Source organism: Mesorhizobium sp. WSM4976, assembly GCF_029625685.1.
Taxonomy (GTDB): Bacteria; Pseudomonadota; Alphaproteobacteria; order Rhizobiales; family Rhizobiaceae; genus Mesorhizobium.
In genome coordinates this window covers 236,660-248,415 of record NZ_JARTVT010000004.1, presented here as the reverse complement: position 1 = coordinate 248,415, position 11,756 = coordinate 236,660, and the positions used below count along the sequence as shown (strand labels likewise).

The window sequence follows — 11,756 nt, the reverse complement described above, 5'->3', positions numbered from 1 at the left end:
ACCGAGCTCCGCCGCTTTATCTCAATCTTCTTCTTCGGTGGCGACGAGCTTCCAGTTCGGGTCGCGGGAGCGGGTGTCGCGGGCGAAGGTCCAGACATCCTTGACCTCGGCCACCGTCTCCGGGTCGCCGTCGATGACAGCGCCGGCCTTGTCGCGGGTCGCCGAGATCAGCTCGGAGACGACGCGTAGCGTGATATGCGCTTCCGAGCCTTTCATCTCGGCGGAGACGATGTCGGCCTTGTCGATGCCGACGAAGGAGGACTGGATCTTTTCCGATTTCGCCTCGCGCTCGCCGATGGCGGCGACGAAGCCCTCATAGACTTCGCGCGACAGGAGGTTCTTCAGCGTCTTACGGTCGCCGTCGGCATAGGCCATGACGATCATCTCATAGGCCATCTTGGCGCCGTCGACGAAGGTTTTTGGATCGAAGGACGCATCATTGTCCTTGATCGCGCGCAGGCCCTTGTTGAGATCGGTATCGGGTTTGGCGAAGGCGTCGATCGCTGCATAGGTCTCGGCCGAGCTCTCGCCCGGCGCGCGCTTGCGCGGCAGCGATACGACATTTTCGGGCTTCTGCGCCGCGTCGGCCTCACGCGTGCGGCTCGCCGAATAGGGATCGAAGGGCGGGCGCTCGTTGCCGGTGCGACGTCCGAGCACGTTGCGCAGCTGGAAAAAGATTACAACCGCCGCAATCAAAAAGAAAATCGTGCCGAAGTCGAAGAAACCCATATTTTCCGCCAACTCGAACCCTGTTCTTGCCGGACCGGCATAACCCCGTCGGGGACCGCGGTCGCATAGCGTTCAACACCCAAAGCATATAGAACGGCAGGCGCAATCATTCAAATCAAAGGCAGCCATACCTATCTAAGGGCGCCAAGGCCAGCGGCGATTGTCCGTTAGCTCCCTAAAGAAGAAAGCGATCGGTCGAGACTTTGCGCATTTCCTTCATCCCGCTGTTCCTGCTCCTGCTGCCGCTGCTGGAGATCGCCGGCTTTGTGGTCGTCGGCCGCGAGATCGGCGCTTTGGCGACGGTCGGGCTGGTCATCCTGTCCAGCGTCGCCGGCAGCCTGCTGCTCAGGCATCAGGGTTTCGGCGTCATGACGCGGGTCCGGGCGGAGATGGATGCCGGCCATGATCCCAGCCGCCAGCTCGCCCATGGCGCGATGATCGTTCTGGCGGCGATCCTTTTGATCATCCCGGGCTTCATCACCGATATCTTCGCCATTCTCCTCCTGCTGCCGCCGGTGCGCGACTTGGCCTGGCGCCTGCTCAAGAGCCGCATCGTCATGGCGACCAGCTTCTCGAGCGGCTTTTCGGCGCGACGGCGCGACACCGTCATCGATCTCGATGGCAGCGACTATTCGCGCGACGATTATCCGAACCGGCCGGATCACAATTCGCCCTGGCGGCGGCTGAAAAACGACTAGTCCCGGACCCGTCAGCCGGTAGAGGCGGCAAAACTTGTTTTGTCCGGCAGGCCATGGTAGCGAACCCGCGATTTCAATCCGGTCAGCAATGCTGCCCAGGCAGAAGGACTTAAAGGCTCATGGCCAGCAACGATGACGCGGCGACCGGCGCCGCCAACGGCAACGGCACCCAGAACCAGCCCTCGCTGAATGTGCTTGCCCAGTATGTGAAGGACCTGTCCTTCGAAAGCCCCGGCGCGCCGAATTCGCTGCGCGGCCGCGACAAGGCTCCTGGCATCGCCATCAATGTCAACGTCAACGCCAATCCGCTTTCGGACAAGCAGTTCGACGTCAACCTGACCTTGAACGCCAAGGCTTCCTTCGACCAGGAAGTGCTGTTCAATGTTGAGCTGGTCTATGGCGGCGTCTTCGCAATCTCGGGCTTCCCGCAGGAGCACATGCTGCCGATCCTGTTCATCGAATGCCCGCGGCTCCTGTTCCCCTTCGCCCGCCAGATCATCTCCGACGCCACCCGCAATGGCGGCTTCCCGCCGCTGATGCTCGACCCGATCGATTTCGCGCAGATGTTCCAGCAGCGCATCGCCGAGGACCAGGCCGCAGCCAGCAAGGTTCAGGTGAGCTGAGAAAATTCGCTTTCGCGATGGAGAGCCCGGCTTCGTGCCGGGCTTTTTTGTTGGTCAGGATCAACCTTGCGATTTGCCTCGGCAAAAAGCTCGGGTCGTCACTCCAGGGCGGAGCAAGGAGCGGAGCGACGCGCGCAGACCCTGGAATCCATGCCGTTACCCTAAAGCATTGCGGCGTTGCAGAATTCTGCATCGTTGCACTCTGTGGCACAGGTCACGGCATGGATACTCGGATCAGGCCTGAGTATGACGCCGCCATGGGGGGGTTCGGCCAACTGCGCAGATCGGCGCCAGGAGCGCCTGCTCAGCCCACCGCCACCTTGAGCCACAGCGCCTTTTCGCCGAGCGTCGAAACCAGCCCGGCATGCGCTGTCCGGTCTGCTTCACTCAGCCGCGGCGGCAGGGCGATGGGCCGGGCGCCGATCGAGATGTCGATATCGGCCACTTCGCCGGCGCCGTTCATCCGCACCGCCACTGTGTCCAGCACCAGCGCCGCCTGCTTGCCGCCGATGAGCTCGATATAGACCTCGGCCAGCAGTTCGGAGTCGAGCAGCGCGCCGTGTTTGGTGCGGCGCGCGTTGTCGATGCCATAGCGCCGGCAGAGCGCGTCGAGCGAGTTCGGGCCCATCGGATGCTTGCGGCGCGCCAGGGCGAGGGTGTCGATGATGCGGCCGGGATCGATGGCCGGATGGTCGAGCCGGCTGTATTCGAGGTTGAGGAAACCGAGGTCGAAGGTAGCGTTGTGCGCGATCAGCTTGGCGCCATCGGTGAAGGCCAGCCACTCATCGACGATTTCGGCGAATATTGGCTTACCAGCAAGATCGGCGGCGCTGATGCCGTGCACGGCCTGGGCCTCGGCATGGATGGCGCGGCCCTGCGGATTGATGAATTTATGGAAGGTGCGGCCGGTCGGGAAACGGTTGACCAGCTCGACGCCGCCCAGCTCGATGATGCGGTCTTCGCGCAAATCGAGGCCAGTGGTTTCCGTATCGAAGATGATCTCACGCATGCGAATCAATCCGCTCCCAAGAGCAGAATCACAAACCAGAACAAAATGGCAATGGGGACTGCTGCCAGCGGACGTCAGGAACCATCACGGCCGGGCTTATCCCCCGTCAATTCGCCGATTACGGCCTCAACCGCCTTCCGAGCGGCCTCGAAGCCGTGCCCGGTATCGATGACGAAATCGGCTTGGCGGCGCTTTTCGGCGTCGGACACCTGCTTGGCGAGGATCGATAAAAACTTCTCCTCGCTCATGCCCGGCCTGGCGAGCACGCGCGCGCGCTGGATCTCAGGCGATGCGGTGACGACCACCACCTTGTCGACGCGGTCGCGGCCGCCGGTCTCGAACAGAAGCGGGATGTCGAGCACGGCAATCGGCGCACCGGCGGCGCGATGCTTCGCCAGAAACGCATCTGCGTCGGCCCGCACCAGCGGATGCACGATCGTTTCCAGCTTCTTCAGCGCGGCGGGATCGCCGAGCACTTGCTGGCCAAGCTTCACGCGATCGACCACGCCCGCCTGCGTCGTGCCTGGGAAGGCCGCTTCGACCAGGGGTGCCGCCTTGCCGGCATAGAGGCGATGGACGGTCTCATCCGAATCATGGACCGGCACGCCCGCCTCGGCGAACATCTTCGCCGTCGCCGACTTGCCCATGCCGATCGATCCGGTGAGGCCGAGCACGATCATCAATGGACCTCGATGTCGGCAACAATCATGCGCCGCAATTCGGGCGTGACTTCAGGCTTCCTGCCGAACCAGCGTTCGAAGCCGGGCACTGCCTGGTGCAGCAGCATGCCGAGCCCGTCGACCGTCTTCAGCCCCCGCGCCCTGGCGGCGGCAAGCAAAGGCGTCTCCAACGGCACATAGACGATGTCGGTGACGATGGCATGGTCCGGCAGGCGGGCTGGATCAGCCGAGAGCGTGGCGTCGCCGTGCATGCCGAGCGCCGTGGTGTTGACGAGCAGGCCGGCATCGGCAAGCAGCTCGCCGACTGCGGCCGCACCATGCGCCGAGACGCCGGGGTCAAAATGGCGGCTGAGTTCCTCGGCTCTTGCCAGCGTCCGATTGACGATGCGGATATCCCTGATGCCACGCTCCTTCAGCGCGTGGATGACCGCGCGGGAGGCACCGCCGGCGCCCAGAACCACGGCCGGCCCATTGGCCGCCCAGCCCGCCGCATGCTCGTCGAGGTTGGCGGCAAAACCGTAGCCGTCCGTGTTGCCGCCCCAAAGAACGCCATCCTCGAACCATAGCGTGTTGACCGCGCCGATCTCCTCGGCCGCGTGGTCCCGGCGGGCGACGCCGGCGAAAGCGGCTTCCTTGTGCGGGATGGTGACGTTGCCGCCGTGGTAGCCGTGCTCGCCGAGAGAACTCAGGAAAGCAGCGAAATCCGCCGGGGCGACATCGATCGCCTGGTAGCTGCCGTCGATGCCGTATTGGCGGAGCCAATAGCCGTGGATCTTCGGCGAGCGGGAATGGGCGATCGGATGTCCGGTGACGAAGGCTCGTTTGTCAGCCATCGATCGCTCCCAGCGCGCGCAGCTCCTTCAGGACCGGCAGCAACGGCAGGCCGACGATGGTGAAATAGTCGCCCCCGATTCTCTCGAACAGCTGGATGCCCTCGCCCTCGACCTGATAGGCGCCGACGCTGGCGAGCGCCTTGGCGCCGACGCGCGCCAGGTGCCTGCCGATGAAGGCGGGATCGAGCTTGCGCATGGTGAGGCTGGCAACGCCGACATGGCGCCACAGCACCTTGCCGTCGCGGCAGAGCACGGCGGCGCTGTTCAATTGATGCGTCTTGCCTGACAAAGCCAGGAGGTGCATCCGCGCGCCTTCCATGTCGGCCGGCTTATGAAACACCTCATCGCCGAGCGACAGGGTCTGGTCGCAGCCGAGCACCAGGAAGCCGGGCCTCCGCTCGCTGACCTCGGTCGCCTTGGCCTCCGCGAGGATCGAGGCGACGTCTTCCGGCGAGACGTCGCTGTCCTTCAGGGGAGCTTCGAGGGCGCGCTCATCGACATCGGCCGGCACCGCCTCGATATCCAGACCGGCATTGACGAGCATGGTTTTTCGGAACGGGCTGCCGGAGGCGAGGATGATCTTTTCGGGCATGCTTTCGCCAACTAGTTCCCTTGGTTGGTCCGACCGGTTGGGCGTTCTGCCGGCGACCGAGACTCCAGCGCTGGTCCGGTGGGTCATCACAAACCTTGGAGATTAGCCGGAGCCTCCTCAACGTCGCAATGGTCGTCTCGGCCAATCTCCGTTAGCGCGTCTTGCTCCGCAGGGCAACGATAGCCGCCGCCGTTTCTTCTATGGAGCGGCGGCTGACATCGATCATCGGCCAGCCATGCCTCGTGCAGAGCTGGCGCGCATAGGCGAGTTCCTCGTTGATCGCGGCGCGGTCGACATAGTCGGTCGGCACGAAGGCGGCGCTGTTGCCGAGAATGCGATTTTGCCGGACATGCGAAATACGCTCGGCCGTGGCGATCAGGCCGACGACCAAAGGCGTCTTGGCTGCGATCAGGCTTTCGGGCAGCGGCACGCCGAGCACGATCGGGATGTTGGCGGTCTTGATGCCGCGATTGGCCAGATAGATCGATGTCGGCGTCTTAGAGGTGCGCGAGATGCCGATCAGCACGATGTCGGCATCCTCCATATTGGCCGGCAACTGGCCGTCATCATGCTCCATGGTGAAGTTCAACGCGTCGATGCGGCGGAAATATTCGGCGTCGAGCACATGCTGGGCGCCGACGCGGCGGCCAGCGGGCGTGCCGAGATAGGACTGGAAGACGGCGAGCACCGGCTCAAGCACCGAGACGCAAGGCAGGCCCATGGTCGCGCAGCGCTCGTCGATCGAGCGCGCAAGCTTCTGGTCGACCACCGTGTAGAGAATGATGCCGGGCTCCTCCTCGATATCCTCGAAGACCTTGGCGATCTGCTTTTCCGTCCGGATCAGCGGATAGATATGCTCGATGGCGCGCGCGTCCTTGTATTGCGCGGATGCCGCGCGGCCGGCGGCCAGCAGCGTTTCCCCGGTGGCGTCGGAAATCAGATGCAGATGGAAGAAGCTCTGAGGTTTGTTCACAGGGGATGGGTCCAGGCTGTGGGCAATTGTGGACAAGGCTGGATGGGCTGGCCTTGGGTAAGAAGACGACTGTATCAGATGGCCGCTTGTCCACAATTCGCCCTGCTGTAGGCTTTGTCGCTGCGCTGGGGACAAAACCGGGGACCAACTTTTCTGGGCCGATTTCATCCACAGCACGGGTCTCGGAGCGCAACGGCCAAGCTTTTGACTCGGAAGCTTGAATCGGCCTTGTCCCCAGATCCCTCCAATTTGCGAAAGACTGTACGCGACAATATGCTGACTGGCCTTTTCGCGCCGCAGGCTGGACAGATCGCAACCATCACAACCAACAGACTCTTAGAATCAGAAGACTCTTTTAAAATAGATATTTGATTTAAAGGACCGGAGAGGGCAGCGCTGGATGGCTGGGAAACGGATCGTGCTGGACGTCCTCAAGGGCGAGACGGTTTCACCGCCGCCGCTCTGGATGATGCGTCAGGCTGGCCGCTATCTTCCGGAGTATAGAGAGACAAGGAAGCGGGCCGGATCCTTCCTCGATCTTTGCTACGATCCGGATCTGGCCGTCGAAGTGACGCTGCAGCCGATCGAGCGCTTCGGCTTCGATGCCTCGATCCTGTTCTCCGACATTCTCGTTGTGCCCAATGCCTTGGGAAGGAATGTCCGTTTCGAGGAAGGCCGCGGGCCAATCCTGAAGCCGATATCTCCGGCCGAGATTGCGGCGCTGAACGGCGAGATGTTTCACGTGAATCTCGAACCGGTCTACGAGACCGTGCGCCGGCTGCGGGCGAAACTGCCCGACGAGACGACGCTGCTTGGCTTCTGCGGCGCGCCTTGGACGGTGGCGACCTATATGATCGCGGGCCACGGCACGCCCGACCAAGGCCCTGCGCGGCTTTTCGCCTATCGCGAGCCCGAGGCCTTCGCACGGCTTCTGAAAATTCTGGCCGACCATTCGGCCGCCTATCTCATCCGCCAGATCGAAGCCGGCGCCGATGCGGTGCAGATCTTCGATTCCTGGTCGGGGGTGCTGGACGAACCGTCCTTCGAGGCTTTCTGCGTTCAGCCGGTGGCCGAGATCGTGCGGCAGGTGAAGGCGGTTCATCCCGACGTGCCGGTGATCGGTTTTCCGAAGGGCGCCGGCGAACGCTATCGCGACTACAGGAAGAAGACCGGCATCGCCGGCCTCGGCCTGGACTGGACTGTGCCTTTGTGCATGGCGAAGGAGCTGCAGCGCGATGGAGCCGTGCAAGGCAATCTCGATCCGCTGCGGCTGGTCGCCGGCGGCAAGGCGCTGGCCGATGGCGTCGAGTTGATCCTGAAGACATTGGGCGGCGGACCGCTGATCTTCAATCTCGGCCATGGCATCACGCCCGAAACGCCGGTCGCGCATGTCGAGGCGATGGTGAAAATGGTGAGGAGCCACCGATGAACAATGCAGGCAACGAGAACAGTACCGGCCAGGCAATGAAGCGCATGGTGATCGGCATTGTCGTTCTCGTGGTGGCGACTGCCCTTCTCTACCTGGTGGCTGGCGAGGGCTTCTATCTCTGGGCGAAGGCCATCCATGTGATCGCGGTGATCGCCTGGATGGCGGGCATGCTCTATCTGCCGCGGCTCTTCGTCTATCATGTCGATGTCGAGAAAGGCTCGGTGCAGTCCGAAACCTTCAAGGTGATGGAGCGCCGGCTGCTCAGGGGAATCATCAATCCGGCGATGACCGTGACCTGGGTGTTCGGCCTTTGGCTGGCCTGGAAGGGCTTCGCCTTCCAAGGCGGCTGGCTGCACGCCAAGATCGCGCTGGTGCTCGTCCTGTCGGGACTGCATGGCTATCTCGCCGGCGCCGTCAGGAAATTTGCCGAAGACAAGAACGAAAAGCCGGCCAGGCACTGGCGGATCGTCAACGAGATCCCCACATTGCTGATGATCGCCATCGTCATCCTGGTCGTCGTGAAGCCGTTCTAGGATCCTGCCAAACCAGAAGAAGCCCAGCAAAAGGCGGCTTGCTCTTTCGGACGACCGACGATAAAAGACGGGTCTTCCTTCCCGTCATGCGCCGCCCCTTTACTCGCTTTCGGCCGCGCCCGGCATTTGTCGTATTCAGCCGATTTTTCTCCCAAAAGCCTACCCAGAGTCTATCTAATGCAAGAAATGAAACTCGCAGAGTTCAAGAACAAGAAGCCGCCGGAGCTGATCGCTTACGCCGAAACGCTCGAGGTGGAGAACGCCAGCGTCATGCGCAAGCAGGAGCTGATGTTCGCGATCCTGAAGAAGCTCGCTGCGCAAGACATCGAGATCATCGGCGACGGCGTGGTCGAGGTGCTGCAGGACGGTTTCGGCTTCCTGCGCTCGGCCAACGCGAACTACCTGCCAGGCCCCGACGACATCTATATCTCGCCGTCTCAGATCCGGCGCTTTTCGCTCAAGACGGGCGACACGGTCGAGGGGCCGATCCGCAGCCCGAAAGAGGGCGAGCGCTATTTCGCGCTCCTGAAGGTCAACACCATTAATTTCGACGATCCGGAAAAGATCCGGCATAAGATCCACTTTGACAATCTGACGCCGCTCTACCCGACCTCGCGGCTGAAGATGGAGGTGGACAATCCCCCCACCAAGGACATCTCGCCGCGCGTGATCGATCTGGTCGCACCGATCGGCAAGGGCCAGCGCGCGCTGATCAACGCCCAGCCGCGCACCGGTAAGACGGTGCTGTTGCAGAACATCGCGCATTCGATCACCGCCAACCATCCGGAATGCTACCTGATCGTTCTTCTGATCGACGAGCGTCCTGAAGAAGTGACCGACATGCAGCGCTCGGTGAAGGGCGAGGTCATCTCCTCGACCTTCGACGAGCCGGCCGTGCGCCACGTGCAGGTCGCCGAAATGGTGATCGAGAAGGCAAAGCGCCTGGTTGAGCATGGTCGTGACGTCGTGATCCTGCTCGATTCGATCACCCGCCTCGGCCGAGCCTACAACACCGTGGTGCCGTCATCCGGCAAGGTGCTGACCGGCGGTGTCGACGCCAACGCGCTGCAGCGCCCGAAGCGTTTCTTCGGCGCCGCCCGCAACATCGAGGAAGGCGGCTCGCTGACCATCATCGCCACGGCGCTGATCGATACCGGCAGCCGCATGGACGAAGTCATCTTCGAAGAGTTCAAGGGCACCGGCAACTGCGAAATCCAGCTCGACCGCAAGGTGGCCGACAAGCGCATCTATCCGGCGATCGACATCCTCAAGTCGGGTACCCGCAAGGAAGACCTGCTGGTGCCGCGCTCGGACCTGCAGAAGATCTTCGTGCTGCGCCGCATCCTGGCCCCGATGGGCACGACCGACGCGATCGAGTTCCTCATCGACAAGCTCAAGCAGACCAAGACCAACGCGGACTTCTTCGATTCAATGAATACGTGATGGGCAGCGCTCCTTCTCCCCTTGTGGGAGAAGGTGTCGCCGAAGGCCACGGATGAGGGGCTCCGGGGAAAGCCAGCGTCTCACTCCGCTGGAACACCCCTCATCCGTCTCAGCGCTGACGCGCCGATCCACCACCTTCTCCCGCAAGGAGAGAAGGCAAGGCACTATCGCCGCAACAGCCTCTCCAACTCACGGGCATCCGTCACCACCGGCAGGCAGACCTGCCCGCTGCAGAACCAGGCGCCCGGTTTGTCCGTCGGCGGTAGCACGCCGCCCGGAAGGAGCGGTCGATTCGCTTCCGAACCGATCGGCACGATGATGTCGACCCGACGCGGGTCGGGATTCCGATTCGCAACCGGAACGAGGCTTGAGGAATCCGGTTTGTCTATGATGATGAGTTTCAACGGCTCGAGCGCCAGGGCGCAGGCGTTGACGATGCCGCCCTGGCCGTAGGCCTGCTGGGATGCCCGGCCCATCGCATGCTCGGCCGTCGCCCAGGCCTTCTCCCAGAGTTCGAGATCGCCGGTGAGCGAGGACAACCGGACCAGGGCCTCGACGATCTGGCTAGTGGCCGATGGGATTGCTTCATCGACATCGCCGCGGATGCGGATCGGTACGTCGCCGCTGTCCGACGCCGTCAGCCAATGGCCGGTCTTTTCCGCATCCAGGTGCCAGCGGTCGAGTTCGGCGATCAGATGCCGGGCGCGATCGGAATAGGTCGGATCGCCGGTTGCCTCGAACAGCGCGATCGCGGCATTGGTCATGGCGGCGTAATCGCTGGACAGCGCCGGGAAAAGCTTCTTCCTGCCTAGTATGGAATGCGGCAGACGGCAGTCCTGGCTGGCCTCGACGATATGGGCGAAGGCCCGCGCTGCGGCCTCGGTCCAGTCAGGCCGACCAAGCGAGCGGCCGGCCTCGGCGAGTGCAGCGATCATCAGGCCATTCCAGTCGGTGAGCACCTTGCCATCGCGCCCCGGCCTGACCCGCTGTTCACGGAAGGCCAGCAGCGTCGCTTTCAAAGGCGCAAGGCTGGCGTAGTCGGCGATGCCTTCGCTTTGTTGCGTTTGGCTCTGACGGATGATCGGCTTACCCTCCCAACCATGCGGCGCGGCCAGCTCGAAATACCGGAAGAAGGCCGGGGCGTCGTCGCCTAGCGCGGCCTCTATCTCGTCGCGGTTCCAGGTGTAGAAAAGCCCCTCCTCGCCGTCGCTGTCGGCGTCCAGGCTGGCGGCGAAGGCGCCGCCTTCGACCCGCATCTCGCGCAACAGCCAAGAGATGGTCTCTTCGATTCGTCTCCGGAACAAATCGTTTCCGGTGGCCGCATGGGCCCAATTGCACAGGCGGACGAGCTGGGCATTGTCGTAAAGCATCTTCTCGAAATGCGGCACCAGCCATTCGGCATCGGTCGAATAGCGGCTAAGGCCGCCGCCGACATGGTCGTAAATGCCGCCGGCGAGCATTTTTTCGAGACTCAGCAGCACGACGTCGCGATGGTCCGCCTGGCCGTCGCGCAGCCAGGACAGCCAAAGCGTGTGCATGAACGGCGCGTTGGGGAATTTCGGCGCGCCCTTCAGGCCGCCGAGATCGCGATCTATCATGCCATCGATGCGGCCGGCGAGATCGGCCAACGTGTCGCGGTCGAGCACCGCCTTGCCGTGCGCGCCGGCCAGGCGCTGCTCGACATGGGCCGTCAGCCCGTCGGCACTCTCGGCAAGGCTCTGCTGTTTTTCGCGCCAGGCCTTGTCGACTGCCTCCAGCACTTGGATGAAGCCAGGCCTGCCGTAACGCGCCTCGCGCGGAAAATAGGTGCCGCCCCAGAAAGGCTTGCCGTCGGGCGTCAGGAACATGGTCAGCGGCCAGCCGCCCTGCTCGCCCATGGCGTGGAGCGCGGCCATATAGATCTGGTCGATGTCCGGCCGTTCCTCGCGATCGACCTTGATATTCACATAGAGCCGGTTCATGACGTCCGCCACGGCGTCGTTCTCAAAGCTTTCATGGGCCATGACGTGGCACCAGTGGCAAGCGGCATAGCCGATGGAGAGCAGGATCGGTCGCCCTAGCTCCTTCGCTTCGGCGAGGGCTGCCGGCGACCAGCCCCGCCAATGGACGGGATTGTCGCTGTGCTGCCGCAGATAGGGACTGGCTTCTTCGGCAAGCAGGTTTCGCGGGGGCAAGGTCAAGGTGGGCGGCTCGGCGTGGTTTGAGGCAGGGGCT

General features: G+C 63.0%; 12 protein-coding genes. 5 read left to right on the top strand and 7 right to left on the bottom strand.

What is annotated here, in order from left to right; translation table 11 throughout:
- Window positions 1–21: 21 nt before the first annotated feature.
- Window positions 22–729 carry a Tim44/TimA family putative adaptor protein gene (locus tag P9272_RS07050; protein ID WP_278159951.1) on the bottom strand — a complete coding sequence of 236 codons (708 nt, stop codon included), beginning with the start codon at window positions 727–729 and terminating at the stop codon, window positions 22–24.
- 203 nt (window positions 730–932) lie between these two features.
- Here P9272_RS07050 and P9272_RS07045 point away from each other — a divergent pair, with 203 nt between their 5' ends.
- Both P9272_RS07045 and secB read left to right on the top strand, forming a co-directional pair.
- Entirely contained in the window at window positions 933–1,427 is a 495-nt protein-coding gene (locus P9272_RS07045; protein ID WP_278159950.1) for an FxsA family protein, read from the top strand.
- Between the two features lie 119 nt (window positions 1,428–1,546).
- Window positions 1,547–2,050 (top strand): protein-export chaperone SecB, encoded by a 504-nt coding sequence (secB, locus tag P9272_RS07040; protein ID WP_128257868.1) that lies wholly within the window; start codon window positions 1,547–1,549, stop codon window positions 2,048–2,050.
- Between the two features lie 304 nt (window positions 2,051–2,354).
- Here secB and dnaQ read toward each other — a convergent pair whose 3' ends face one another.
- The 5 genes from dnaQ to P9272_RS07015 all read right to left on the bottom strand — a co-directional run bounded on the left by dnaQ (window position 2,355) and on the right by P9272_RS07015 (window position 6,137).
- Complete coding sequence (gene dnaQ, locus P9272_RS07035; protein WP_278159949.1) at window positions 2,355–3,059, bottom strand: DNA polymerase III subunit epsilon; 705 nt, start codon at window positions 3,057–3,059, stop codon at window positions 2,355–2,357.
- A 74-nt stretch (window positions 3,060–3,133) separates the two neighbouring features.
- Window positions 3,134–3,739 carry a dephospho-CoA kinase gene (coaE, locus tag P9272_RS07030; RefSeq protein ID WP_278159948.1) on the bottom strand — a complete coding sequence of 202 codons (606 nt, stop codon included), beginning with the start codon at window positions 3,737–3,739 and terminating at the stop codon, window positions 3,134–3,136.
- Window positions 3,739–4,572, bottom strand: a complete 834-nt coding sequence (locus P9272_RS07025; protein ID WP_278159947.1) for a shikimate dehydrogenase — start codon at window positions 4,570–4,572, stop codon at window positions 3,739–3,741. The genes coaE and P9272_RS07025 overlap by 1 nt, the downstream gene beginning before the upstream one ends.
- Complete coding sequence (locus P9272_RS07020; protein WP_278159946.1) at window positions 4,565–5,164, bottom strand: Maf-like protein; 600 nt, start codon at window positions 5,162–5,164, stop codon at window positions 4,565–4,567. Before P9272_RS07020 ends, P9272_RS07025 begins: the two co-directional genes overlap by 8 nt.
- Before the next feature lie 151 nt (window positions 5,165–5,315).
- A complete protein-coding gene (locus P9272_RS07015; protein ID WP_278159945.1) occupies window positions 5,316–6,137 on the bottom strand; it encodes a pyruvate, water dikinase regulatory protein in 822 nt (273 codons plus the stop codon).
- Between the two features lie 400 nt (window positions 6,138–6,537).
- On the opposite strand from P9272_RS07015, the gene hemE reads away from it, so the two are divergent.
- The 3 genes from hemE to rho all read left to right on the top strand — a co-directional run bounded on the left by hemE (window position 6,538) and on the right by rho (window position 9,542).
- On the top strand, window positions 6,538–7,566 hold the full coding sequence (gene hemE / locus P9272_RS07010; RefSeq protein ID WP_278159944.1) for a uroporphyrinogen decarboxylase: 1,029 nt from the start codon (window positions 6,538–6,540) through the stop codon (window positions 7,564–7,566).
- Window positions 7,563–8,099, top strand: coding sequence for a protoporphyrinogen oxidase HemJ (hemJ, locus tag P9272_RS07005; protein WP_278159943.1), 537 nt, complete (start codon window positions 7,563–7,565; stop codon window positions 8,097–8,099). Before hemE ends, hemJ begins: the two co-directional genes overlap by 4 nt.
- A 177-nt stretch (window positions 8,100–8,276) precedes the next feature.
- Entirely contained in the window at window positions 8,277–9,542 is a 1,266-nt protein-coding gene (gene rho, locus P9272_RS07000) for a transcription termination factor Rho (protein ID WP_128257876.1), read from the top strand.
- Between the two features lie 164 nt (window positions 9,543–9,706).
- Here the strand turns inward: rho and P9272_RS06995 are convergent, their stop codons facing one another.
- Complete coding sequence (locus tag P9272_RS06995) at window positions 9,707–11,722, bottom strand: thioredoxin domain-containing protein (RefSeq protein WP_278159942.1); 2,016 nt, start codon at window positions 11,720–11,722, stop codon at window positions 9,707–9,709.
- Between the last annotated feature and the right edge of the window lie 34 nt (window positions 11,723–11,756).

What these genes read in the sequence shown, in the direction of transcription:
- P9272_RS07050 (WP_278159951.1), bottom strand. Translation starts at nt 729, where the DNA reads ATGGGTTTCTTCGACTTCGGCACGATTTTCTTTTTGATTGCGGCGGTT.
- secB (WP_128257868.1), top strand. Translation starts at nt 1,547, where the DNA reads ATGGCCAGCAACGATGACGCGGCGACCGGCGCCGCCAACGGCAACGGC.
- dnaQ (WP_278159949.1), bottom strand. Translation starts at nt 3,059, where the DNA reads ATGCGTGAGATCATCTTCGATACGGAAACCACTGGCCTCGATTTGCGC.
- coaE (WP_278159948.1), bottom strand. Translation starts at nt 3,739, where the DNA reads ATGATCGTGCTCGGCCTCACCGGATCGATCGGCATGGGCAAGTCGGCG.
- P9272_RS07025 (WP_278159947.1), bottom strand. Translation starts at nt 4,572, where the DNA reads ATGGCTGACAAACGAGCCTTCGTCACCGGACATCCGATCGCCCATTCC.
- P9272_RS07020 (WP_278159946.1), bottom strand. Translation starts at nt 5,164, where the DNA reads ATGCCCGAAAAGATCATCCTCGCCTCCGGCAGCCCGTTCCGAAAAACC.
- hemE (WP_278159944.1), top strand. Translation starts at nt 6,538, where the DNA reads ATGGCTGGGAAACGGATCGTGCTGGACGTCCTCAAGGGCGAGACGGTT.
- hemJ (WP_278159943.1), top strand. Translation starts at nt 7,563, where the DNA reads ATGAACAATGCAGGCAACGAGAACAGTACCGGCCAGGCAATGAAGCGC.
- rho (WP_128257876.1), top strand. Translation starts at nt 8,277, where the DNA reads ATGCAAGAAATGAAACTCGCAGAGTTCAAGAACAAGAAGCCGCCGGAG.